The following is a 22,485-nucleotide window of genomic DNA, read 5'->3' on the forward strand; positions in this document are numbered from 1 at the left end:
AGGCCCGGAGAGCGGGATGGAGCGGGAGATCCTCGAGCGCCGCGCCCAGCACAGCCACAGCGTCTGATCCAGACCGTCTGATCCAGACCGGCTGATCCAGACCGACTGATAACGAAGTGCCCAGAGAGCAACCCTTCGCCGGCTCCATCGGCCTATGCAAACGACTTGGCATGTGCGGCGCGGGCTTGGGCGCCGTGGAGGTCGATCCGGTCGCGGATTCGAGTTCGTTGATCCGGGTGGTTGTTTCGTCGAGTTCGCTGCCGCCGCTCGCAGCTGCTGGTGGTTCTTGGGGGTTCAATGATGGTTCGGGTGTTACCGGTGCCAGGGTTGGTGGGCTGTGGATAACTGAATTCGTTCGCAGCCGACCCTGTCATATTTGGCATGGTCGCGAGAATGGCGCCAGTGGGGTCTGCACCACTCTCCGTATACTCTCCACTTTGGTCCCCATCACGGCCCGTCACCCCCCATGTCAAGATTTCGAGGAATTAGAATCGGTGCAGGTCAAGCCCGCGTTTGACATGTGGAATGTAGTGGGATAAGTGCCCTCGGCAGGATTCGAACCTGCGACCTACCCTTTAGGAGAGGGTTGCTCTATCCCCTGAGCTACGAAGGCGCGATGCACGCGCAGCGCACATCGAGGTGAAGTGTAACCGGAATGGTCTTCGCTCAGGATGGGGAGGGCACTTGGACGAAGAAGTTCCGGAATGGGAGTCACTACATGTCCGACATCGATCTGACCGACCTCGCTGGGCGGCACGACGGTTCACATACCTTGCACGGCTATCTCGCGCGACCGACGGGGGATGGGCCGTGGCCGGGGGTGGTGATGGTGCACGAGGCGTTCGGGATGGACGACGTCATGCGCAGACAGGCCGACCGGTTGGCTGCCTCGGGTTTCCTGACGTTGGCTCCCGACCTGTTCAGTGCGGGCGGCGCGAGGCGTTGCCTGGTGTCGACGATGCGGGCGATGCGCTCGGGGAAGGGGCGAGCGTACGGAGACATCGAGGCCGCGCGGCAGTGGTTGTCGGCGTCAGCCGAGTGCACCGGGAAAATCGGAGTCATCGGGTTCTGCATGGGCGGCGGCTTCGCTCTGATGGTGGCCGATTCGGGGTTCGACGCGGCGGCGCCCAACTATGGGATTCTGCCCAGCGACCTCGATGGGGCGATGGAAGGTGCGTGCCCCGTGGTCGCCAGCTATGGCGGAAAGGACTTCAGTCTGAAGAAGGCTGCTGCCAAATTGGATGTCGCTCTGACGAAGGCCGGCGTGGTTCACGATGTGAGGGAGTACCCGACCGCGGGACACGGGTTCCTGAATGACGAGCAGGCCGGACCGAAGGCGGTGCGACCGTTGCTGAAGGTCGCGGGGATGGTGCCAGATCCGGATGCCGCCGCCGATGCGTGGACGAGGATCGATGGGTTCTTCCGGGAGCATCTGCGTTGATCCATCTGCCGTGATCCATCGATGCACTGGAAGGCGCTCGAGGCGTCGTGCCGGTGATCAGGCCCGGACGAACTCCCTGCTCGACGGGGGCTCGCGAGCGTAACCGGTTCGACGCGACTATCTTCGCAGACGGCAACGGCGGCGACTGGAGACGATGGCAGGTGGTCCATGGCTGAACAGAACTTTTCGACGGGCTCGATCGAATTGGAAACGGGTGGTGACCCGGGGACAGGATCGGCGGGGGAACCACACCTGTCTCGGCAGCTGTCGAACCGCCACATCCAGATGATCGCGATCGGCGGAGCGATCGGCACCGGCCTGTTCATGGGGTCGGGCAAGACGATCTCGCTGGCAGGTCCGTCGGTGATTTTCGTCTACATGATCATCGGCTTCGCGCTCTTCTTCGTGATGCGAGCTATGGGCGAATTGCTGCTCTCCAACTTGCATTACAAGTCTTTCTCCGACTTCACCGCCGACCTCCTCGGCCCCTGGGCGGGATTTTTCACCGGCTGGACCTACTGGTTCTGCTGGATCGTCACGGGAGTCGCCGAAGTCATCGCGATCTCCGGATATGTCCGGTACTGGTGGCCCGACCTCCAGTTGTGGATCCCCGCGCTGGCGGCAATCGCCGCGCTGCTGCTGCTGAACCTGCCGACAGCGCGTGCGTTCGGTGAGGCCGAGTTCTGGTTCGCTCTCATCAAGATCATCGCCATCGTCGGCCTGATCGTCGTGGGCTTGGTGATGGTGTTCACCCACTTCACATCGCCCAACGGTGTGCAGGCAGGGTTCGATAACCTGTGGAACGACGGAGGCATGTTCCCGACAGGGGTGTTGGGCTTCGTCGCAGGATTCCAGATTGCCGTGTTCGCCTTCGTCGGTATCGAGCTCGTCGGCACCACGGCTGCCGAGGCAAAGGATCCGGAGAAGAATCTCCCCAGGGCGATCAACTCCATCCCGTTCCGCATCTTGCTGTTTTATGTGGTTTCCCTGATCGTGATCATGTCGGTCACGCCGTGGCGCGGGGTCATGCCCAACGAGAGCCCGTTCACGGCGATGTTCGCGCTCGCCGGCCTGGGTAGTGCGGCAGGTGTGGTTCAGTTCGTGGTGCTGACGTCGGCCGCTTCCTCGGCGAACGCGGGTGTCTATTCGACGTCACGCATGGTCTACGGCCTCGCGCAGGAGGGTGACGCACCGGCCCGGCTCGGCAAGCTCAGCTCTCGCAGGGTGCCGGCCAACGCCCTGATCGTCTCGTCCATTTTCCTACTTGCCGCGCTCGCGCTCCTTATGTCGGGCGAGTCGGTGATCGAGGCGTTCACCGCAGTGACGACGATCGCGTCTGTCCTGTTCATTTTCGTGTGGACGATGATCCTGGCCAGCTATTTGGTCTACCGGAAGCGCCGCCCAGAGTTGCATGAGGCGTCGAAATTCAAGATGCCAGGTGGCGTCGCAGTGTGTTGGGTCATCCTCGGCTTCTTCGCGTTCATCATCTGGGCACTTACCCGCGAACCTGACACCCTGCACGCACTCCTGATCACACCGATCTGGTTCGTCGTGCTTGGCATCGGCTGGGCGGTGACCCGTCGGCGCGCCTCGCACCGTGCGCGCTACGCCGCATTCGAGGAAGAACTCGAGGAGGGCGGAATGTGACCGTTAGGTCACGGTGGCCTGACCGATATCATTTTGTTATATTTGTCGGCAGACAGAGGAGTTCGCCCCGGATGGGGCTGAGCTTGCACTCCGACCACCGACGAGGTTTTCACTGTGGGTTCCAATCACCGGGCGGACGGGTGTTCCGTTCGTTTCGAGATCGATCCGGATGCGGTCCGTGGCCGTCATCGCAGTCAGCAGACCGGAACGGGTGTGGGCATCAAGGCCGCGACTGTTGCGGCCGCCACCGGGGCCATCGCGGTTGGCGGAGCCCAGTTGAGTGCCGCAAGTGCTGCGGCCGCCCCAGTCGAATCGCACCAGACGGGTGGTGCGCTGACCCTGCCGGGCCTGCCATTCGAGATCCCGGCCGATTTGCTTCCGGCCGGTTTCGAGTTGCCCCCCGAGCTCGGCTTTGTCGCCCAGGACTTCGGCGCCCAGGACTTCGGCGGCCCTGACCTCGGCGCCCAGGACTTCGGCGGCCCTGATCTCGGCGCCCAGGACTTCGGCGGCCCTGATCTCGGCGCCCAGGACTTCGGCGCCCAGGCTCAGCAGTGGCTCCGCTCGATCAACCCAGTCAAGCCCCGCACGGTTCAGCCGGTGTCGGGCACACTGACCTCCAACTTCGGCTCCCGCTGGGGAGCGCACCACGGAGGAATCGACATCGCCGCACCCATCGGTGCCCCGGTTCTCGCGGCCGCCGACGGACAGGTCATCGACGCTGGCCCGATGTCCGGATTCGGACTGTGGGTGCGACTCCTGCACGACGACGGAACCACCACGGTGTACGGCCATATCAATGACTACACGGTGAACGTCGGTCAGCGAGTCGCTGCCGGACAGCAGATCGCCTATGTCGGGAACCGCGGCCAGTCCACCGGACCCCACCTGCACTTCGAGGTGCATGACGCGAACGGTAGCAAGATCGATCCGGGGCGTTGGCTGACAGACCGCGGTGTGTCGGTCACTTGGGACGGCGCGGCCAGGAACGCATAGAGACCATTCCGGCTCGAGATCGTCATCGTCACGGAAGATGAGCATTCCCGTGGTCGAGACCCGGGCGAATACCCTTCGAGCAGACCGGCGCCGGGGTCGGCAGAAGGTACTCATGTGTGCCGAAGTGCTCGAAAGAATGCTCCAAGACAGCGCATTCGAACTCGAGCGCACTCTGCGGGCGTCTCTTCAGGCAGCCGAGAGCGGATCCAACAGCACGCTCGCGGTTGGTCATGATCGGCATGATTCCGACGCTTCAACTCGGGGACCTCAGCCGTGAATAGATCACGTCGAACCCACGCTGCGAACTGTTCAACGAGCAGATCCCGCCACTCCCGGCGAAGACATCGAACTCGATCTCGAAAGCGTTGCGCCCCAGGGTCGGCAGTGCTCGATGTCATGGCCGCCGCCGCGCTCTGTTGCGGGGCCCCGGTGCCAGCATATTGGCCCGCACCGACTGCTGCAGATCACCGATGCGGGCCTGATCGCAGTCGGGCTCTCCGTGAAAACTCTTGCGCACCAACTCAGCACCTATTGAGGGCAGGTGTCGTGCGGCAGACCGGCGCCTCGTGGCAGCGCACAGGTGGTGCGCTACGAGGACGCCGGTCTGAGCAGGCCGGTAGCGCTTGGCCGCGATGCTGCGTCAATACGTGGAGACCATGAGTGAGGGGCGCTCAGTCCCTACCTGACCGGTGTGACGCTTACATGGTCGGGGCAAAGCTGTCCGGTCCGAACACCTCGTAGTGGATATTCTCGGCGGGCACGTCCTTTTCGAGGAGAGCCTCCCGCATTCCGAGCATGAACGGCAACGGGCCGCACAGGTAGGCATGGGTTCCGTCGGCGATCGTGACCTCGCGGAGGTCGGCGCGCCCCTCTCGCAAGCTGTCCTCGGGACGGCGGGCACCGAGGTCTTCGTACCAGCGGTGCATCACCGCGAACGGCAACCGTTCGACGAGTTCGCCCAGTTCCGCACGATGTGCGTGGCTGCTGACGGAGCGGTCGGCGTGCAGCACCGAAATCTGGCGACTGTCCTCGGTATCCGCGAGGTGGCTGAGCATTCCGATCATGGGCGTGCACCCGATACCAGCGGAGACGAGGAGCAGCGGCGCGTCGTCGTCTTGTAGGACGAGATCGCCGAAGGGCGTCGAAGCCCCCACGATGTCTCCTTCGAACACATTGTGGTACAGGAAGTTCGAGACTTCCCCCGCCCGCTTCACCGTGATCCTCCAGTCGTCGCTCGAAGGGGCCGAAGACAGGCTGTACTGGCGGATCTGGCGTGCTCCGTCGGGTAGCCGAACGGCGACGGAGAGGTACTGCCCCGGCGCGAACGCCGGAAGGGGTGTTCCGTCCAGGGAGGTGAATACGAATGACACGGTGTCTGCGGACTCGTTGCGGCGCTCCCGAACCCGCACCTCTCGCCAGACATCACCGACCGCGACACCAGCGGACTCGTAGAGGCCGGCTTCCATCGAGATCAGGGTCTGCGCCATCAACCAGTACACCTCGTCCCAGGCAGCGGCGACCTCGGGAGTGACGGCATCACCGAGGACCTCGACGATGGCCTCGAACAAGTGCTTGTGCACGATCGCATACTGGGCGGGCTCGATTCCCAGTGAGGCGTGCTTGTTCGCGATCCTGGACAGGATGAGGTCGACCCGCGCCTGATCGGGCTCGAGCTGGAGAGCGGCGAACGCCGCGATGGCCCCAGCCAGTGCTTTCTGCTGTTCACCCTGTGCCTGGTTGCCGCGGTTGAACAGGTCGCGCTCGAGTTCGGGGTGGGCGTCGAACATCTTGCGGTAGAACAGCGTCGTGATGTCCGAGATCGCGGCCCCGACCACTGGCAGGGTGGCGCGGATGACCTCCGTCGAGGTGGGCGAGAGCATGTCATTCTCCGATCGTTCGAGAAATCTGGGGGGTCTTCTCTGCCACTCGGGGGAGGGCGAGCAGTACGGTTCTGGTGGGAGCGGACGTGAGATCCTCGATGGTGATCGAGTCCAGGGATTCGAAGAAGGCGTCCTGAGCACGGCGGAGTGCAGACCGTAGCAGGCATCCCGATCGCAGAGGGCAAGGATGGGCGCCGTCGCAGTCCACGACCTCCGCCTCGCCTTCGAGTCGGCGCACGAGCCACCCGACGGACGCGGTGCGTCCGAGTTCGGTGATGGACAGCCCGCCGCCACGTCCCCGCCGGGCGTCGACGATACCGAGTTCACCCAGCCTGGCGATCACCTTCGCGGTGTGGGTGTACGACACCGACAGTTCCTGGGCGATCGCCCGGCTTCCCGGCCGTTCACCGTCCCCGGCGACGGCCAGCCGCATGACCAGCCGCAGTCCGAGGTCGGTGAACTGGGTGAGTTGCATGGCCTGAAGGTACCTTAATCGGTATTTCAGATACCAATTATGTGACTGACGTCGCTGCGGTCGAGTTTCTTCGGAAAGTTCCGTGTCGCAGTGGCATTCGAAAGTGGCATGCAATTCCGATACATTTTCGCCACGGTTGAACACGTCGGCTACGGGCCGAGGCCCCGAGTAGTTGGGGACTTTGGTCCTTCGGTAAAAGCAGAAGAACGGCAGATGCCAACCGGGGATACTGTGGACACATGAGCGCAAAGAACCGAAACAGCGTTGTGGTAGGTGTCGACGGGTCGGACACCTCCAAGTCCGCGGTACGGATAGCAGCCGAACTTGCCGGCAAGCGTGGATTGAAACTGAAGATCATCCACGCGCTCGATTTCGCTCCGTACGGATTCGGCAGCCCCTATTCGGATGCGGCCGGCGCGTACGAGTGGGTCGAGGAGAGCGGCAAGGTGATCCTGGCAGAGGCGCACGAACAGGCGTTCGCGGTCAATCCCCTCATCGACATCGATACCGAGTTTTCCGTTGGCAGCAGCAGCCAGTGGCTCGTCGACCTGTCCGCGGACGCTCGGGTGGTGGTGGTCGGCGCCTCGGGGTCGGGGACGGCCTCCACCGCACTGCTGGGTAACACGGCGATCAACGTCACCTCCCACGCGCACTGCCCGGTGCTCGTAGTCCGGGGTGAAGCCCATAAGGGCGGTCCCGTCGTCATTGGTGTGGACGGCAGTCCCACCAGTGAACGCGCGATCTCTGTGGCCTTCCATGAGGCGTCGCTGCGGAACGCTCCACTCGTGGCGGTCCACGTGTGGAGCGACCTCCGGTCGACCGTGTTCGAGGACCCTCGTGCCGTCGCCCTGGTGCCGGATGGACTCGAGGAGGGGGAGTATGCGCTGCTCGCCGAGAGTCTCGCCGGGTGGCAGGAGCGATACCCGGATGTGCAGGTTACCCGTAAGGTGTACACCGATGATCCGCGGGAGCGCCTGCTCGAATGGTCGAAGAAGGCGCAACTGCTGGTGGTTGGGAGCAGAGGTCGCGGCGGGTTCAAAGGGATGTTGCTCGGTTCGACGAGTAACAGCCTGGTCGGTGGCGCATACTGCCCCGTTGTGGTTGTCCGGCCTGCACTGCCCTGACTCGATTGGCCGCAGTAGTGTTCTGGTTTCACCAGGAACAGGTTGCAGGGCAACACGAGGATTGGGGAACGACGTGCGTATAGGTATGAGCTTGAATTACAGCGGCGGTTTCGCCGAAACGGGCGAAGAAGTGGCCGACTTGGAGAAGGCCGGGCTCGACATCGTGTTCGTGCCCGAGGCATATTCGTTCGACGCAGTCAGTCAACTCGGCTTCCTCGCCGCCAAGACCTCGACGCTCGAACTCGCTTCGGGCATCTTTCAGATCTACACTCGCACGCCGAGTCTGACGGCTATGACCGCCGCCGGCCTCGACTTCGTGTCGGATGGGCGCTTCGTCATGGGTCTCGGCGCCTCCGGCCCACAGGTGATCGAGGGCTTTCACGGCGTCAAGTACGACGCACCGCTCGGACGCACCCGTGAGGTCGTCGACATTTGCCGCCAGGTGTGGCGCCGTGAGAAGGTCCAGCACCAGGGCAAGTACTACCAAGTTCCGCTACCGGCCGAGAAGGGCACGGGTCTGGGTAAGCCGCTGAAGATCATCAACCACCCTGTGCGGGAAAGCATCCCGATCGTCATCGCCTCACTGGGGCCAAAGAACGTGGAGATGACAGCCGAGATCGCGGAGGGGTGGGAGCCCATCTTCTACCACCCGGAGAAGGCTGCGAGCGTGTGGGGCGAGCCCCTGGCCAAGGGCAAGGCGAAGCGTGATCCCAGCCTCGGTGACCTGCAGGTCTTCGCCTCTCCCGCCCTTGCTATCGGGGACGACGTCGAGCACATGCTCGACTGGGTGCGGCCCACCCTTGCGCTGTACATCGGTGGCATGGGAGCGAAGGGCAAGAACTTCTACAATGATCTCGCGGTCCGGTACGGCTACGAAAAGGAAGCCGCCGTGATCCAGGACCTGTATCTGTCGGGCAAGAAGAACGAGGCCGCGGCGGCTATACCCGACGACCTGGTTCGGGCGGTGTCTTTGATCGGCCCGGAAAGCTACGTAGCGGAGCGGGTGGCCGCCTTCGCCGAGTCCGGGGTCACCACGCTCACCGTCGCACCACTCGCAGCCGATAGGGCGGGTCGTGTCGAACTGATCGAGAAACTCCGCAAGATCTGCGGATAGCTCCGCATGCACTACCCATTGCGCAGCCGGTACCAGGAAAGGTGACCATGACCGGAATCAAACCGATCATCGTAGGCGTGGACGGATCCGAGTCGGCGTCCGCCGCCGTCGCGTGGGCCGCCCGGACGGCCGCTGCACTGTCCCTCCCGCTGCACATCGTAACTGTGGTGCATATGCCCGCCTTCTACTACAGCGAACCGTATCTGGCAGAGAGCTTCAAGGAAGAACTCGAGGATACGGCCAAGGCGCGGTTGGGCAGTGCACGCTTACACGCCAAGCAGACGGTGGACGAACCTCTCGACGTCACCACCGAACGGCACGAGGGCAAGGTGAGCCAGACGCTCATCGACCTTTCCGCCTCCGCGCACATGGTGGTGCTCGGTTCACGCGGCCACGGTGAACTCACCGGTCTGCTGGTCGGCTCCGTCACCTCCGCAGTCGCCGCGCACGCGCAGTGTCCGCTGGTGGTCGTCCGGGGCCGCACCATGGACGGGCGGCCGCCGACTGAGGGGCCGATCGTGGTCGGTGTCGACGGTTCGGAAAACAGTAGGACTGCACTGGAGATGGCGTTCGAACAGTCCGCAGCTCGGTCGGCGAGCCTTGTCGCGGTCAATGTGTGGAGCGACGTCAGTGTTCAGCCGTCCCTCGGAGCCAGCCCGGAGGATCCACTGTGGAGCGGAATCCAAACTGGCGAGGAGGTGGTGCTCGCCGAGCGTCTCGCCGGATTCCAGGAACGCTATCCCGACGTCCGGGTCGAACGCGTCGTTGCACGCGACCGGCCGGTGCGAGTGCTCAGCGAGTTCGCGGAGAAGGCGCAGTTGATCGTCGTCGGCAGCCGAGGTCGGGGCGGTTTCAGAGGAATGCTGTTGGGCTCCACCAGTAATGCGCTGCTTCACACCGCAGACTGCCCAGTGATGATTGTTCGGCACCAGTAGCGTCTGGAAGGGCAGCGTCTGGAGATGGGCCGTCACCGCCAGTCGGTGACGGACCATTCGACGTGTATGGTCCGGACCGAACGGATCGCGGTCCCGCTCACAAAGCGACCATCCGTTCACCACGTCGTGCCTCGCGCGCGAGAGCTCGATCCCGCGACTCCTCGAAATGGGTGGCCTTGCCCTCCAGTGTCTCCAGAAATGCGGCCAATTCTTCGCGGTACTGTTCTCCAGTATCCCCGAAATCGTTGCGTTCGAATATGTTCCATTTGCGGAGCACGGGCAGGACGACGTCGTCGAGGTGCTGGCGAAGGTCGTAGATGCCACCCTTCGCGATCAGGACCGCGTTGCGGCGGAAGTTGTGCATTCCGGCGCCCGGCATCTGAAAGTCGGTGACCACCTTGTGGATCGCAGCGATCGTCTGATCCGGTGCGACGTCCAGGGCGGCTTCGACAATATTTCGGTAGAACATCATGTGCAGATTCTCGTCCGCCGCCACCCGTGCGAGCATCCTGTCTGCGATCGGATCGCCGCAAGCCTTCCCGGTGTTCCGGTGGGAAACCCGGGTGGCGAGTTCCTGGAACGTCACGTACGACACGGAATTCAGCATGGACCCGCCGTCCGGAGCGAAGCCCCTCGTCATGTGGTCCATGCGAGCGTTCTCGAGGGCCACCGGGTCAACGCCTCGCGTTACGACCAGGTAGTCCCGCATCACGATCGAATGCTTGTTCTCTTCGGCGGTCCAGCGACCGACCCACGTTCCCCAGGCGCCGTCGAGGGAGAAATGCTCGGCGATCTCGCGGTGATACGACGGCAGATTGTCCTCGGTCAGCAGATTGGTGATCATCGCTGCCTTGGCGGTCTCGCTCAGTTTGGACTGCTCCGGATCCCAGTCGATACCGCCCATCGCCGCGAAGTTGCTGCCGTCATCCCACGGCACGTAGTCGTGAGGATGCCAATCTTTGGTCATCGTGAGGTGCCGGTTGACGTTCTCCTCGGCGACGCCTTCGAGTTCGTGCAGTAGTTCGCGATCAGCAAGTTCGCGGTTTGCCATGACACTCCGTTTCTGTTCTGTCAGTATCCGATTCGCAGGATCAACTGTGGGTGGCTCGTCAGGTTCAGTCGTTGGGCTAGCCTCTGCGCCGAATCCTCGATGCGCAGTGGGTGCGAGAGGACGGAGGCGCTGAGACGGGCGTCGACGGCAGTCAGCCATGCCCGTTCGACTGCGATACCTGTGCGTAGCAGGTCGATCGGCTCTTGCGTGTCGGAGGCGAACACCAGGACGGTCTCGCTCTCGATGGCCGCGGCGAGTCTCACCGGGTCGGAGACCTCGCGGGTGATCACCGGGTCGGAGACCTCGCGGGTGACCGCAGAGTGAAATGCGTCGACCGATTCGCGACCGACCTGAGGAAGCCAGTGCGAGGTCCACGAGAAGATATCGCGTTGGTGACGCGGATCGTGGCGAATACGGTCCGCCGAGTAGAGCAGAACGTCAGCCAGCGCGTGTGCCTCGTCTGGGGCGAGCAATGTCGTGGCGACACCGCCGATGCGTGCTGCAGCGACGATGTCGCCAATCGTCGCTGCGGGGACGGGAATGTCGGCAAACGTCTCTCGATGGCTCCGGCGGCGCGCCAGCGCGGAGAACAATCGCAGTTCGGTGCTCGACGCTGGCGCCGAACCGACCGTGCGGATGGTTGCGACGAGGTCGGGCTGCCGCGGATAAGGCAGTAGATCCGTCTCGATTTTCCTTCCGAGGGCGTGCATCGCCAGCTCTACGTTCGCGATACCGGTACCGCACGAGATGACGCGATCAGCAGGAGATACGTCCGTGAATCGGGGTGCACTCGTGAATTCCGTTCGCTCGCGGATCTCGGCGCGCGTGCCTTCGAGTCGCAGATCCCACGGTTGCGTGCCGTGGACTGAGGGCGCCGAGACGATGGCACGGGAGACCACCTCGATGTCACCGAGCGACCAGTTGTCCATCGCGACCTCCAGATTCGGTGTCCGGGCTTTCTCCCTCCCACATGTTTCCTCGAGAGGTCGCGACGGTGCTTGAGTCGAAGGTCCCGAATGAGTCCGGGAGAGGTCCCGTACGAGTGAGTACAGTGCGAAGGGGTGGCTTGCTTCGATGACAAGACAGCTTCGATGACAAGACGGTTTCCATGACAAGACGGCGGAGGATGCAGATGACCACGCGGGTGTTCCTGGTCGACGACCACGAGATCGTGCGACGAGGACTGGTCGATTTGCTCGGTAGCGTTCCAGACCTCGAGGTGGTGGGCGAGGCCTCGTCCGTCGGAGAGGCAATGGTGCGGGTACCCGGCAGCGGTGCCGACGTCGCTGTGCTCGACGTCCGACTGCCCGACGGTAACGGCGTCGAATTGTGCCGGAATCTCCTGGCCGACCTACCGGAACTGCGGTGCTTGATGCTCACTTCGTACTCGGACGACGAGGCGCTGTTCGATGCCATTATGGCAGGTGCGTCCGGGTTCGTGCTCAAGCAGATCCTCGGGACCGATCTCGTCTCGGCCGTCCGGACAGTGGGGGAGGGTGGGTCTCTGCTCGACAGTCGGGCAACGTCCGCGCTGATGCAGCGGATCAGGTCCGAGCGCCAGGACGACCCATTGGAGGAGTTGTCCGAGCAGGAACGCGCCGTGTTCGAGTTGATAGGAGAGGGAATGACCAATCGGGAGATCGCCGAGCGGCTCTTCCTTGCAGAGAAGACGGTCAAGAACTACGTGTCACGCCTGCTGTCCAAACTCGGGATGCAGCGACGCACGCAGGCGGCGGTGCTGGCCACCGAACTACGCAGTCAGCGCTGAATTCGTGCCTCACGGCAGCGGCACCCGCCACGTGACGACGGTCCCAGGGCTTCGAGCGTCGAAGGTGCAGGTGCCGCCGCAGTGTTCGGCGCGCCGTTCGAGGTTGTCCAGGCCGCTACGCGCCGTGCTGCCGGTGATTCCGATGCCGTCGTCGGCCACAGTAATCGTGAGGTCGTCCCCGGCGACAACCGAGACGTCGATCGTGGTTGCCCGTGCGTGCCGCAGCACGTTACTCAGGGCTTCCCGCAGGACGGCCTCCGCATGCTGGTGGATGTGGGCGAGCACGAGAGTGTCGATCGCGCCCGAGAACTGGACGTTGGGAGCGAGTGGTGACTGCGCGGTGAGATCGCCGATCACATCGAGGAGTCGGCGACGCAGACTGGTCGCGGACGCGGCACCAGAGGCATGCAGATCGAAGATGGTGGTTCGGATCTCGCGCACGGTGCGGTCGAGTTGCTCGACTGCGGTGGTCACGATGGACCGCACGCCGTCCGGAACGTCGCCGATCGAGTGGGTGGCCTGCAGGCTCATGCCTGTGGCGAAGAGCCGCTGAATAACGTTGTCGTGCAGGTCCCGAGCGATCCGATCACGATCGGCGAGTACGGACAGCAAACGTTGTTTGCTTTGGTGGGCGGCGAATTCCACCGCGACGGCGGCCAGATCGGCCACTGATTCGAGTCTGGCGACCTCGTCGGGATCCCATGGCGCGTTGCCGCGAGCAGTGACGACGAGGACACCACCGACGCCCGACGCCGTCGACAGCGGCAGTACCGCTGCCCGGCCGGCGTCTCGGGAGAACGGTGCGAAACCGTCGAGATCCGTCAGCAGGGCTGGGGTACGGGAGCGCAGCACCTCGGCGAGCGGTTCGGCCTGTGTGGCACTTCGGAAGGTGTCGCGCAGCGGGCGAGCGGCGGTGGCGGTGCCGGCCACAGCATCCTCGCCGAGAGTGTCGACTACGGCCCCTTCACCGAGAGTTACGACGATGAACACCTCGTCGCCGCTGGACAGTTCGCGTACCTGGCCGGCGAGCGTCCGCAGCGTCTCATCGAGCGACCCGCCCACCAGCAACCGTGACGTGATCGATGCGACGGCCGACAACCACCGCTCCCGCGTCCGGGACTCCTCGAAGAGTCGGGCATTCTCGATTGCCACGCCGGCCGACGTCGCGAGTGCACGAAGGATTACTTCGTCTTCGTCAGTGAATTCCGGGCCGCTCAATTTTTCGGTGAGATAGATGCTGCCGAAGACCTTTCCCCGCATCATGATCGGCATACCCAGGAAGCTCTTCATCGGCGGATGATTGGGGGGGAATCCGATCGACGCCGGATGCTCGGCAAGATTGGCGATCCGGACCGGACGGGGGTCGTCGATCAGCAGGCCGAGCAGTCCGTGACCTTCGGGGAGATGACCCATGTGCGCACGCTCATCTGTTGTAATGCCCTCGTACACGAACTCCGACAGGCCGCCGCCGGGGGCGCGGACACCGAGGGCGCCGTAACGTGCCTCGAGCAGGGACGTGGCCGACTTGACGATGCGCTGCAGGGTCGAGTCCAACTCGAGCCCTGACCCCACCACCAGAACCGCCTCGAACAGCCGTTGAAGACTTCGGCGGGTGGGGACCACGCCTGAGGATCCCTCCCGGTACTCACTGATCCCTGCCGCGCGCTTACCGTGCGATCCCATGTCTGCAGCATAGGTTGTCCGGAGGGAGTCTTGGTGGCCAGTGTCGTGTCGACAGGGTGGTCAGGTGGAAGGTTCGGCGGACGGCCGAGCCCGCCACCAACGCGTCCAACGTTCCTCGAGTTCGCCCCACTCCTCGTCGTCGAGGCCGTAGGCACCCAGCAAGATCTGTGAGCCGCCGTTCGGCCTGGTCGAGGTGACGGGTTGTTCACCGAATTCCAGCAGTCCAGGACCGAGATCGTCCACAGTCACCACGGTTTGGTGATCGCCGATGAAGAAGACGAAGCCGCTCAGCTGGTCACCTGTGTCTGCGACCGTTCTGAAACGCTCACCGACTTTCAGACCCGTGATCTCGTCGAGTCCCAGCAGATGTCGCGCCGTGTCACCCACGGTAGCGGATCCTTCGAGGAACAACGTCCGGCGTTCGTCCAGTCCGTGCCACTCGATGCCGAACTTCAGGAACTGCAGGAACGTGGTCCAGCCCTCCGTGATGTCGTCATACCAGTCGAGCACGGCGGGGTCGCGGCCGCGGGGCGCACGGGTGATCCTTACAAGGGTGGTCCCCTCATGTTCGTGGAGGCTGAAGCGGTCGCCGCTGGTCAGGAGGAGGCTGTAGGCGCCGGCGTCCTCGGCCGCCACGCCATCGAGATAGATCTGTCTGATCTCCTCGTCAAGACCCTCGTAGTCCCAGCCGTGCCAACACTTGATCAGCTCCGGATCACGCAACGCGGGCCACACCACGGACGGGGTCGCAACCACGGACATCTCGATCACGGGCGGGGATTCGGTCATCCGTTCTCCTGGGTTTCCACGGTGTTCGATCCGGTGCGCACGTCCGAACCAGGTGCGTGCCGACCCGCCCGACGCTACATCGCGACGGTGAGCAGGAACGCGACGTCCTCGAGTGCTTCGACGCTGTGCCGGTGCGCGGGGAGGACCAGGAAGTCTCCGGTGGAGCCCTTCCACTGGTCCTCACCGGACACGAGGTTCAGCTTACCGCTGAGGATGAAGAGCGTCGCTTCGCCCGGGCTTTCGTGCTCGGCCATCTTCTGGCCCGCGGCCAGTGCGATGACGGTCTGGCGGAGGCTGCGCTGGTGCCCGCCGTAGACAGTCTGCGAACTGCGGCCGCTGGACGTCCCGCCCGCCAACTTCAGTTGCTGACGAGCAAGAGCAGTCAGTGACTTCTTATCCATGAGCCGATTATGGACCACTGCGCGCGCCATCGCCCGTTGAACGGGCAACGATGCGCCGGGTGGGGGTCCCGCCCGCGTCCCGGCGACCGCGCCGCCGCAGATTACTCCCCGCTATTCGAGGGTGCCGCCCTCGTGTAGGAGACTCGACGGAACCGTGTTCCGTTCTTCGCGGATATGCACCACTCGCCCGTGTCCTGCGCCTGCCACGTTTCGTCGATCGGTGGCGCCCACGCGTCCCCGTCGATCGTGAGGCCGATCTCGGTGACCACGAGGTCGGTGGCAAACGGCATTGCTGCCGTATAGATCTGGGCGCCACCGATAACGCAGACATTCTCGTCGGTGAATGAGAGCGCGGCCTCGATGCAGTCAGCGACGTCGGCGCCCTCCGCGGCCCAGCCCGGCTGATGCGAGATCACGATGTTGCGGCGTCCGGGCAGCGGCCGGAATCGCGGTGGGAGCGAGTCCCACGTCTTACGGCCCATGATCACCGGGCTGCCGTAAGTGACCTTCTTGAAGAACGCCATATCTTCGGGGACGTGCCACGGGATGCTGTTGCCGCGACCGATGACGCCTCCCTCGGCCTGTGCCCAGACCAGGATGACCTGACGGGCCGCCACTAGATTGCCACCGGCGCCTTGATGGCGGGATGGTGCCGGTAGTCGACGACCTCCACGTCGTCGAAGGCGTAGTCGAAGATCGAATCGCGCTTGTTCAGCTTCAGTGTGGGGTACGGCAGCGCCTCACGGCTCAACTGTTCCGTGACCTGGTCCACGTGGTTGTCGTAGATGTGGCAGTCGCCGCCCGTCCAGATGAAGTCACCTGGTTCGAGTCCAGCCTGCTGCGCCACCATGTGGGTGAGGAGCGCGTAGCTCGCAATGTTGAACGGCACGCCGAGGAACAGATCGGCACTGCGCTGGTACAGCTGGCACGACAGCCTGCCGTCCGCCACGTAGAACTGGAAGAACGCGTGGCACGGCGCCAGCGCCATCTGTGGGATGTCGCCCACGTTCCACGCCGAAACGATGAGCCGACGCGAGTCGGGCTCGGACTTCAAAGTCTCGAGGACCTGGGTGATCTGGTCGATGTGCTCGCCCGACGGGGTCGGCCAGTTTCGCCACTGGACGCCGTAGACGGGGCCGAGCTCGCCGTCCGGGTCCGCCCACTCGTCCCAGATCGTCACGCCGTTGTCCTGGAGCCACTGCACGTTGGAGTCGCCTCGCAGGAACCACAGCAGTTCGTAGACGATCGACTTCAGATGCACCTTCTTGGTGGTGATCAGCGGAAACCCGTCCGCGAGATTCCAACGCATCTGATGCCCGAAAACGCTCTTCGTTCCGGTGCCGGTGCGGTCGGCCTTTGGGGTGCCGGTATCCATGACGAGTCGGAGAAGGTCTTCGTACGGGGTCGGCACAGTCACCGCGCCAGTTTAGGCGCCTCCGTGTGGGCGCGCGTCGTCCCGGTAGCGGAAGCAATCAGAAAAGTCGAAGGGCGTTAGCCTTCGCTCATGCGTGAACTCTTCGTGATCGGCATCGGTGCCGGCGACCCTGACCAGGTGACCGTGCAGGCGATCAAGGCGATGAACAAGGTCGACGTATTCTTCGTCATCGGTAAGGGCGACGAGAAGCGCGATCTCGTGGATGTGCGCGCCGCCATCCTCGCCGAGCACGTCACGCGCCCACACCGGGTGGTCGACATCGCCGATCCGCCACGAGACCGGACCCCGTCCGACTACCAGGGGGTGGTCGACGATTGGCACGAGCGCAGGGCGGCCCTGTTCGAGGCAGAGTTTGCGGCCGAACCGGGAGTCGGCGCGATTCTCGTGTGGGGCGATCCGTCTCTCTACGACAGCACACTGCGGATCATCGACCGGGTGCTCGGGCGCGGCAAGGTGTCGTTCGACTACTCGGTGATCCCCGGTGTCACCAGCGTGCAGTCGCTCGCCGCGCAGCACCGGATCGTGCTGAACCGGATCGGCGAACCAGTCCACATCACCACAGGTAGGCGACTGGCCCAGGGCCTCCCCGACGGCGTCGACAACGCTCTGGTCATGCTCGACGCTCATTGCACGTTCACTCAGGTTCCCGGCGATGACGTACAGATCTGGTGGGGGGCGTACCTCGGTACTCCCGACGAGGTGCTCGTCTCCGGCAACCTGCGCGAGGTCGAGGACGAGATCCAGCGGGTTCGAGCCGAACTGCGCGAGCGTAAGGGCTGGATAATGGACACCTACCTGATCCGTCGGTAGGAGCGCATGGTCGGGGGAACGCCGATCCAGGTAGGCCCGCCGATTCCCGCTGCAAGCCACGTCGGAACTCGCACTAAGAGAATCGCGATCACAGCGGAAGACCCGCCGACAACTCTTTGCGCGCCTTTGCGGCTGCAATCACTGAAGAAGTAAAGTTCCTGGGGGAGTGTGTCAATGGCTAACGGGATCGACGCACTGCCCGAGAAGTCCAATCGAAGCACCGGGGCTCGCCGGGTGCTGCCACCACGTCACTAGCCGAGAACTACGCCTGTGGATCTTCCGTCAGAGGTTTCTGCGACCCCGCAGCAGGTACCAGTGTAAACCGGGGTCGGTGCACCATCGCCAGAGGCAGGGAAATCGGCTCGCCCCAATCGATCTGAGCCTGCACCCAAGGCGGAGGCTGCGTCTTGCCCGCGGCAGACCCAGGATCCCGAAGCGCTCACCAAATTCACTATCTACCTCGACGACGCAACGGATCGCTTTCTCGAAGACTCCATATATGCGGCGCAAAGAGAAGCCACGTATCGACTCGGGAAGCGCAATCGTTCGATTCGCGTTGCGTGCACCCAGCGAGAACATGACTCTTGAACATGTCATTGCTGCGATCAGTGCCGGTGCCCCGCCGACAGGAATTCGGTGCGGCATCGGCGGCTTTGACTGCATCGCAGTTCGTGTAGGAGACGGAGGCGCGGCTGGTGCGGGGGCCGGATCGGGTTCAGGCACGGGAGCTGGCGCGGGTTCCTCCTGGATCGGAGCGGGCGGGCGGAGGTGGGACGGATGCGCCCGGGCAGTACCCGTCGGCCAAGTCGTAGATCGCCTGGGACTGAGCTGGGGTGGGGCAGACGCCCTGGTGCTCCGCGCGCTTGCCGACATTGGACGCGATGATGCTGAACTCCTTGCCGACGCTGATCTCCTGGTACGTGTTCTCCAGCAGGTTCGCGATCGGGTTGTCCTGCCGACCGTTCGACATTTCGGGGTAGGCGGCACGGAAGGCCGTCACGAACGCGGCGCTGTCCGCGTCGGTCGGTTCGTAGGCGGCGGCCGGAGATGCGGTGGCTGTCGTTGTCGTCGGACGAGTCGTTGTCGTGGTGGGTGCCACCGACCGCGAACCCGGACCGTTCGACTTGTCCTAGTTGTCGGATTTGTCGGTAATTCTACTGTCGCAGACACACTTTCGAATGACCAGTATGGACAGCATCTCGACCGGATGTTAATCTCTGTTCCCCGAGAGAGGGGGGGAGTGACGTGAGATGAATCAGCATCTGACTGTGGCGCTTTCGGCGTCGGACCTGTCCGCGGTACGCGCTCAGACGTAACTGAGGCGAGCTTCGGCCAAGCCTTCGGCCGGCGCTCGCGGAGGTGTTGGTGGACCGATTCAGATCTATTACACCCGCTGGCTTGTTTGTTTGCAGTGTTGGCGGCTTTACAACGTTGTCCGGACAATCAGCGTGAAGTGAATAGATGGAGACAAGCATCGACCTCCCCAATCACCTACGGTACGAACCTCCGTCCGGTCTCCGTGGACAGCGGTGCGCGGTGTATGAGCTGAATGAGAATGACAGATATGCCATGTCCCGAAGCGCTCCAACTCTGATCGCTACGATTGACGATCGAGAGACCTTCAACCTAGTTGCGAATCAGGCGAATACGGCGCTTTCAGTCGAGATTCAGCGAAGAATCCGAAAACCCGTCGTAACAGTGTGCATTGCAGGAGGGGCTTCTCAACCTCTCGGAGCATTGATGCGCGCCACTTGGTCTCATCGACGACCGGAACACCTGAGCCCGAGGGTCTTCGGGCGACGACTCCGATATCGAGGAGTCGTCGTTCGTTGCGGGGCTTCTGATAGCAAGCATGCTCATAGCGGGGGTAGCTCGTCCGCTGCCGTTGCAGTGACTGGGATCATGCGCGATGTCGGGGGCCTTGTGATGGGTACGGTCGCGGAACACCGCCATGGTTCGAAGCGTGAGAAAGTACCCCACAGCCAAGTAGTGCAGTGCTGTCAGGCACCCGTCGTCTGCTGTGGCTGTTGACGACATTCTTCGGTATCGGTATCGGTATCGGAGGGGGGAGTTGCGATGCCTGCGTTCGCGGTGGTGCGAGTGGCGGGACCGCGGCAATCGGTGCGGCACTGTCCTGGGTACAGAACAGCCGCTCAGCTGTATACGCGATGCGAATTTCTGAAGATTCCGAATTCCATTGCGTTCCAGGGGAAGACATTCAAATAGTGGGCCGGGAACCGGACCTCATGTTGATTGCCCCGACAAAGTTGTAGAGCCCCTGGAGATGGGGAAAGAAAAACATCACAGAAAACGAGAGATGAGTCGATGAATTCCTATAGACGCTGGCCGACGATCGCAGCAACTATCGCCCTCAGCGCCGGAACGCTCCTTCTGCCCGGCGTTGCCCGAGCTGAGCCCTCAGCGCTCTGGACGACAACAGTCAAAACCACCGACGTGAAGTTCGCGGTCAGCTGCTGGTCATCAAACGGCCAGTATGACCCGTTCCGGCCGAGGGGCTCACGCTTTGACGATGCGAAGACAAGCGATTGGGGCGTGAAGATTGCGGCACCCGAAACCGTGCCGGCAGGACAGGACTTAATCTATACCATTACTCCTGATCCGGTCGATATGAATCGGATGAATCCAAAGGAACAGCTGGGCCCGAACTGGATTCGCATGAAATATGACATAGCCATCCCCATGGGAGTTACGTATCAAAAAGCAGAGCTGAATACCGATTCTGATTCAGGGTTGCGGGGCAAAATCGATGTGACTCGAGTTGGTTACGATGGGGTGCCGAATGATAGTGGACCCATCTTGAGAATGTCAGTTGACAACATCACCGAAGGCACAAAGAAAGACCCGACTGGGAACGGTCCGAATGCTCTGGCGGCAGACTTCAATCATGATAACAGAATAGGGCTTAACGCAAAGTCTGGATCATTCATTGTCTTTCCGTCGATCAGCATAACGGTCAGGGCCGGTGAAGCCGGGACCGTGGTACAGCCGATTCTTCGCTCTAGTGCGGCAGCCCCCGCGGATTCTCTGTCTGACAGCTACGGTCGTCCCGAGAACTTTTTCACGTTCCAGACGGATTATGGCAAAAATGATGGGAAATCGTTTATGTTCCAGAAAGCCACTAATAATAGTGTGCGTTGCGCACCGCGGGCCACCCCGAAGTCCAGCACCGTGAATGCTGGTGGCATGCCGCTGACAACGATCCCTGTGGTCGGAGCAGTTCTGGGTAGCTATCGGACAGCGGGACCAACTGGAAGTAACACTTGCGACTGGACTCGAACTGACATCAACTCGAACGTTGTCGAGCGAGGAACAAGTCCGAATTCGAATACGGTGACGATTGAACCGACCGACGGGGGCTTCACATCAACTAACTGTGCACCTTGGACTCCTGTCAACTTGGGTAGTGTCGATTCTACTGGACAGAAAATCCCTGGGTACAACTTTTTGGGCGAAGTAGGAGTCGATCTCCAACCTGGGTCGTATCTCAGCAATGGCTCGAGCGATGGAACAAAATCTTGCCTTTGGTCTCGCCAGGACAGTTCCGGGAATACCTCTAATTCGGGCACATCAATTGCAAATCCGGCCACGGTAACAATCGAACCTACAGACGGGAAGTTTCAATCTATGGGCTGTGGTGACTGGACGCCCCTCAGCCAGTAAACCGCGCTCTACAACGTTGTCCGGGTAATCAGCGTGAAGTCTGAGTTGCCCGGGCAACGTTGTAGAGAGAGTTGTATTTGTCGAGGATGGCCCCGCACACCTCATACGGTGCCGGCCAGAACACCGGGCAGGCAAAGAGCGACTTGCGAGGTGGGGTTGCACGCGGTGCAGCCGCGCGCGTACAAACGGACCACGATCGCCGGCATCGCCGCAGCGATCACAGACCTGATCGGCCGGGACTTCGCCGCCGAGGAACCGGTGAGCGCCTGGTCGGCGATATTACCTACCTACCTTCGTACCGGCGAGGGGTGGTTGTACTTGGCGACGGTGATCGACCTCGCGACGAGAATGGTCGTCGGATGGCAGACCGGCTCGCACATGCGCACGTCTTTGGTCACCGGCGCGTTGCAGATGGCAATCACGGGCGGGCATGTCACACCGGGTGCTGTTTTCCACTCTGGTCGCGGAAGTCAGTACACCTCAGAGGAATTCGTGGGCTTCACCAGGTCGGGATGTACTACCGGCAGAGGTTCGACACGAGGGGCCGGGCACGGTTCGCGGTCGCCGAGTACATCGCGGTGTTCTACAACCGGAAGCGTCTGCATTCAACGCTGGGCTATCGCACCCCCGCCGAAGCGCTCGCGGAGTATCGAATCGCAGCATCAGGTGCCTGAAACCACCGAACCAGTGTCCACGAACCTTGACACACTCCAGTCCGACTGTTGGCAGGGTGCGTGGAAAGCACTCTTCTTCGGCCGCGCCTGTCGTTAGCCTGGAAACATGCCGGAACTGCCCGAGGTGGAGGCGTTAGCCGAGTTCCTGCGCGAACATGCGGCGGGAGCAGTGGTCGGGCGGGTGGATGTGACGGCTGCGAGCGTGCTGAAGACGTTCGACCCACCGATCACGGCGTTGCAGGGTCGCGACGTGACCGGGGTCGCCCGGTTCGGCAAGCATCTCGCCCTCGACTGCGCCGGGTTGTGGTTGGTCACCCATCTCTCACGTGGTGGCTGGTTACGCTGGACCGACAACCCTTCGTCCACGCCGCCGAAACCTGGCAAGGGGCCGCTGGCGTTGCGGGTGCACTTGTTCACCACGGAAGGTGCGGCGCCGGCGTTTGATCTCACCGAGGCGGGCACGAAGAAGCGACTCGCGGTGTGGGCGGTGCGCGACCCGCAGGAGGTGGAGGGGATCGCTCGACTCGGGCCCGACGCATTGACCGTCACCGAAACCGAATTCGCGGCGCTGCTCGAGACAACCT

At 62.9% G+C, this 22,485-nt stretch carries 20 protein-coding genes, 1 tRNA gene and 1 pseudogene; 11 read left to right on the forward strand and 11 right to left on the reverse strand.

What is annotated here, in order from left to right:
* Positions 1-540: 540 nt before the first annotated feature.
* Positions 541-613 (reverse strand) — tRNA-Arg (locus RM2_RS20825).
* A gap of 105 nt (positions 614-718) precedes the next feature.
* Between RM2_RS20825 and RM2_RS20830 the strand changes: the two genes are divergently transcribed.
* The 3 genes from RM2_RS20830 (at position 719) to RM2_RS20840 (ending at position 4,081) form a co-directional block, all read left to right on the forward strand.
* Positions 719-1,441, forward strand: coding sequence for a dienelactone hydrolase family protein (locus RM2_RS20830; protein ID WP_169846786.1), 723 nt, complete (start codon positions 719-721; stop codon positions 1,439-1,441).
* A 168-nt stretch (positions 1,442-1,609) separates the two neighbouring features.
* Entirely contained in the window at positions 1,610-3,088 is a 1,479-nt protein-coding gene (gene cycA, locus RM2_RS20835; RefSeq protein WP_072691422.1) for a D-serine/D-alanine/glycine transporter, read from the forward strand.
* A gap of 114 nt (positions 3,089-3,202) precedes the next feature.
* Positions 3,203-4,081, forward strand: a complete 879-nt coding sequence (locus RM2_RS20840) for a M23 family metallopeptidase (protein ID WP_072691423.1) — start codon at positions 3,203-3,205, stop codon at positions 4,079-4,081.
* 698 nt (positions 4,082-4,779) lie between these two features.
* Here RM2_RS20840 and RM2_RS20850 read toward each other — a convergent pair.
* Positions 4,780-5,961, reverse strand: coding sequence for a globin domain-containing protein (locus tag RM2_RS20850; protein ID WP_072691425.1), 1,182 nt, complete (start codon positions 5,959-5,961; stop codon positions 4,780-4,782).
* Position 5,962: 1 nt separating this feature from the next.
* Positions 5,963-6,436, reverse strand: a complete 474-nt coding sequence (locus RM2_RS20855) for an RrF2 family transcriptional regulator (protein ID WP_072691426.1) — start codon at positions 6,434-6,436, stop codon at positions 5,963-5,965.
* Between the two features lie 239 nt (positions 6,437-6,675).
* On the opposite strand from RM2_RS20855, the gene RM2_RS20860 reads away from it, so the two are divergent.
* From RM2_RS20860 to RM2_RS20870, 3 genes are all read left to right on the forward strand, one after another.
* The gene (locus RM2_RS20860; RefSeq protein WP_072691427.1) at positions 6,676-7,560 is read left to right on the forward strand and encodes a universal stress protein; all 885 of its coding nucleotides are present in this window, start codon (positions 6,676-6,678) and stop codon (positions 7,558-7,560) included.
* Between the two features lie 73 nt (positions 7,561-7,633).
* Positions 7,634-8,674 (forward strand): LLM class F420-dependent oxidoreductase, encoded by a 1,041-nt coding sequence (locus tag RM2_RS20865; RefSeq protein WP_072691428.1) that lies wholly within the window; start codon positions 7,634-7,636, stop codon positions 8,672-8,674.
* A 47-nt stretch (positions 8,675-8,721) separates the two neighbouring features.
* Positions 8,722-9,609 (forward strand): universal stress protein, encoded by an 888-nt coding sequence (locus tag RM2_RS20870; RefSeq protein WP_072691429.1) that lies wholly within the window; start codon positions 8,722-8,724, stop codon positions 9,607-9,609.
* Between the two features lie 97 nt (positions 9,610-9,706).
* Here the strand turns inward: RM2_RS20870 and RM2_RS20875 are convergent, their stop codons facing one another.
* Together RM2_RS20875 and RM2_RS20880 are read right to left on the reverse strand one after the other, a co-directional pair.
* On the reverse strand, positions 9,707-10,660 hold the full coding sequence (locus RM2_RS20875; RefSeq protein ID WP_072691430.1) for an acyl-ACP desaturase: 954 nt from the start codon (positions 10,658-10,660) through the stop codon (positions 9,707-9,709).
* Positions 10,661-10,680: 20 nt separating this feature from the next.
* Positions 10,681-11,589, reverse strand: a complete 909-nt coding sequence (locus RM2_RS20880) for a nitroreductase family protein (RefSeq protein ID WP_072691431.1) — start codon at positions 11,587-11,589, stop codon at positions 10,681-10,683.
* Between the two features lie 203 nt (positions 11,590-11,792).
* On the opposite strand from RM2_RS20880, the gene RM2_RS20885 reads away from it, so the two are divergent.
* Positions 11,793-12,428: a response regulator transcription factor gene (locus tag RM2_RS20885; protein WP_072691439.1), complete on the forward strand. Its 636-nt coding sequence runs from the start codon at positions 11,793-11,795 to the stop codon at positions 12,426-12,428.
* A gap of 9 nt (positions 12,429-12,437) precedes the next feature.
* Here the strand turns inward: RM2_RS20885 and RM2_RS20890 are convergent, their stop codons facing one another.
* The 5 genes from RM2_RS20890 to RM2_RS20910 all read right to left on the reverse strand — a co-directional run bounded on the left by RM2_RS20890 (position 12,438) and on the right by RM2_RS20910 (position 16,718).
* Entirely contained in the window at positions 12,438-14,111 is a 1,674-nt protein-coding gene (locus RM2_RS20890; RefSeq protein ID WP_072691432.1) for a sensor histidine kinase, read from the reverse strand.
* Positions 14,112-14,171: 60 nt separating this feature from the next.
* Positions 14,172-14,900 carry a hypothetical protein gene (locus tag RM2_RS20895; RefSeq protein WP_072691433.1) on the reverse strand — a complete coding sequence of 243 codons (729 nt, stop codon included), beginning with the start codon at positions 14,898-14,900 and terminating at the stop codon, positions 14,172-14,174.
* Positions 14,901-14,974: 74 nt separating this feature from the next.
* Positions 14,975-15,301 carry a cupin domain-containing protein gene (locus tag RM2_RS20900; RefSeq protein WP_072691440.1) on the reverse strand — a complete coding sequence of 109 codons (327 nt, stop codon included), beginning with the start codon at positions 15,299-15,301 and terminating at the stop codon, positions 14,975-14,977.
* 101 nt (positions 15,302-15,402) lie between these two features.
* Positions 15,403-15,918 (reverse strand): dihydrofolate reductase, encoded by a 516-nt coding sequence (locus RM2_RS20905; protein WP_072691434.1) that lies wholly within the window; start codon positions 15,916-15,918, stop codon positions 15,403-15,405.
* Positions 15,918-16,718 carry a thymidylate synthase gene (locus tag RM2_RS20910; protein WP_072691435.1) on the reverse strand — a complete coding sequence of 267 codons (801 nt, stop codon included), beginning with the start codon at positions 16,716-16,718 and terminating at the stop codon, positions 15,918-15,920. The genes RM2_RS20905 and RM2_RS20910 overlap by 1 nt, the downstream gene beginning before the upstream one ends.
* An 87-nt stretch (positions 16,719-16,805) precedes the next feature.
* On the opposite strand from RM2_RS20910, the gene cobF reads away from it, so the two are divergent.
* Positions 16,806-17,546, forward strand: a complete 741-nt coding sequence (cobF, locus tag RM2_RS20915) for a precorrin-6A synthase (deacetylating) (protein WP_072691436.1) — start codon at positions 16,806-16,808, stop codon at positions 17,544-17,546.
* 715 nt (positions 17,547-18,261) lie between these two features.
* Here the strand turns inward: cobF and RM2_RS24855 are convergent.
* The gene (locus tag RM2_RS24855) at positions 18,262-18,645 is read right to left on the reverse strand and encodes a hypothetical protein (RefSeq protein WP_072691437.1); all 384 of its coding nucleotides are present in this window, start codon (positions 18,643-18,645) and stop codon (positions 18,262-18,264) included.
* Between the two features lie 1,226 nt (positions 18,646-19,871).
* Here RM2_RS24855 and RM2_RS24190 point away from each other — a divergent pair.
* The 3 genes and pseudogenes from RM2_RS24190 to RM2_RS20940 form a co-directional block, all read left to right on the forward strand.
* Complete coding sequence (locus RM2_RS24190) at positions 19,872-21,227, forward strand: Rv1352/Rv1906c domain-containing protein (protein ID WP_139277868.1); 1,356 nt, start codon at positions 19,872-19,874, stop codon at positions 21,225-21,227.
* A gap of 147 nt (positions 21,228-21,374) precedes the next feature.
* Positions 21,375-21,901, forward strand: a pseudogene (locus RM2_RS23610) (DDE-type integrase/transposase/recombinase); the annotation flags it as partial.
* Positions 21,902-22,007: 106 nt separating this feature from the next.
* A partial coding sequence (locus RM2_RS20940; protein WP_281250434.1) for a DNA-formamidopyrimidine glycosylase family protein occupies positions 22,008-22,485 on the forward strand: 478 nt, incomplete at its 3' end.

Origin of the sequence: Rhodococcus marinonascens NBRC 14363, assembly GCF_001894885.1 — a bacterium.
In the GTDB taxonomy this organism is placed as follows: Bacteria; Actinomycetota; Actinomycetes; order Mycobacteriales; family Mycobacteriaceae; genus Rhodococcus_F; species Rhodococcus_F marinonascens.

Bases quoted from the DNA above. Each gene is read 5' to 3' on its own strand.
- cobF (WP_072691436.1), top strand. From the start codon at position 16,806: ATGCGTGAACTCTTCGTGATCGGCATCGGTGCCGGCGACCCTGACCAG.
- RM2_RS20880 (WP_072691431.1), bottom strand. From the start codon at position 11,589: ATGGACAACTGGTCGCTCGGTGACATCGAGGTGGTCTCCCGTGCCATC.
- RM2_RS20875 (WP_072691430.1), bottom strand. From the start codon at position 10,660: ATGGCAAACCGCGAACTTGCTGATCGCGAACTACTGCACGAACTCGAA.
- RM2_RS20885 (WP_072691439.1), top strand. From the start codon at position 11,793: ATGACCACGCGGGTGTTCCTGGTCGACGACCACGAGATCGTGCGACGA.
- cycA (WP_072691422.1), top strand. From the start codon at position 1,610: ATGGCTGAACAGAACTTTTCGACGGGCTCGATCGAATTGGAAACGGGT.
- RM2_RS20890 (WP_072691432.1), bottom strand. From the start codon at position 14,111: ATGGGATCGCACGGTAAGCGCGCGGCAGGGATCAGTGAGTACCGGGAG.
- RM2_RS20870 (WP_072691429.1), top strand. From the start codon at position 8,722: ATGACCGGAATCAAACCGATCATCGTAGGCGTGGACGGATCCGAGTCG.
- RM2_RS20850 (WP_072691425.1), bottom strand. From the start codon at position 5,961: ATGCTCTCGCCCACCTCGACGGAGGTCATCCGCGCCACCCTGCCAGTG.
- RM2_RS20855 (WP_072691426.1), bottom strand. From the start codon at position 6,436: ATGCAACTCACCCAGTTCACCGACCTCGGACTGCGGCTGGTCATGCGG.
- RM2_RS20895 (WP_072691433.1), bottom strand. From the start codon at position 14,900: ATGACCGAATCCCCGCCCGTGATCGAGATGTCCGTGGTTGCGACCCCG.
- RM2_RS20900 (WP_072691440.1), bottom strand. From the start codon at position 15,301: ATGGATAAGAAGTCACTGACTGCTCTTGCTCGTCAGCAACTGAAGTTG.
- RM2_RS24190 (WP_139277868.1), top strand. From the start codon at position 19,872: ATGAATTCCTATAGACGCTGGCCGACGATCGCAGCAACTATCGCCCTC.
- RM2_RS20830 (WP_169846786.1), top strand. From the start codon at position 719: ATGTCCGACATCGATCTGACCGACCTCGCTGGGCGGCACGACGGTTCA.
- RM2_RS20860 (WP_072691427.1), top strand. From the start codon at position 6,676: ATGAGCGCAAAGAACCGAAACAGCGTTGTGGTAGGTGTCGACGGGTCG.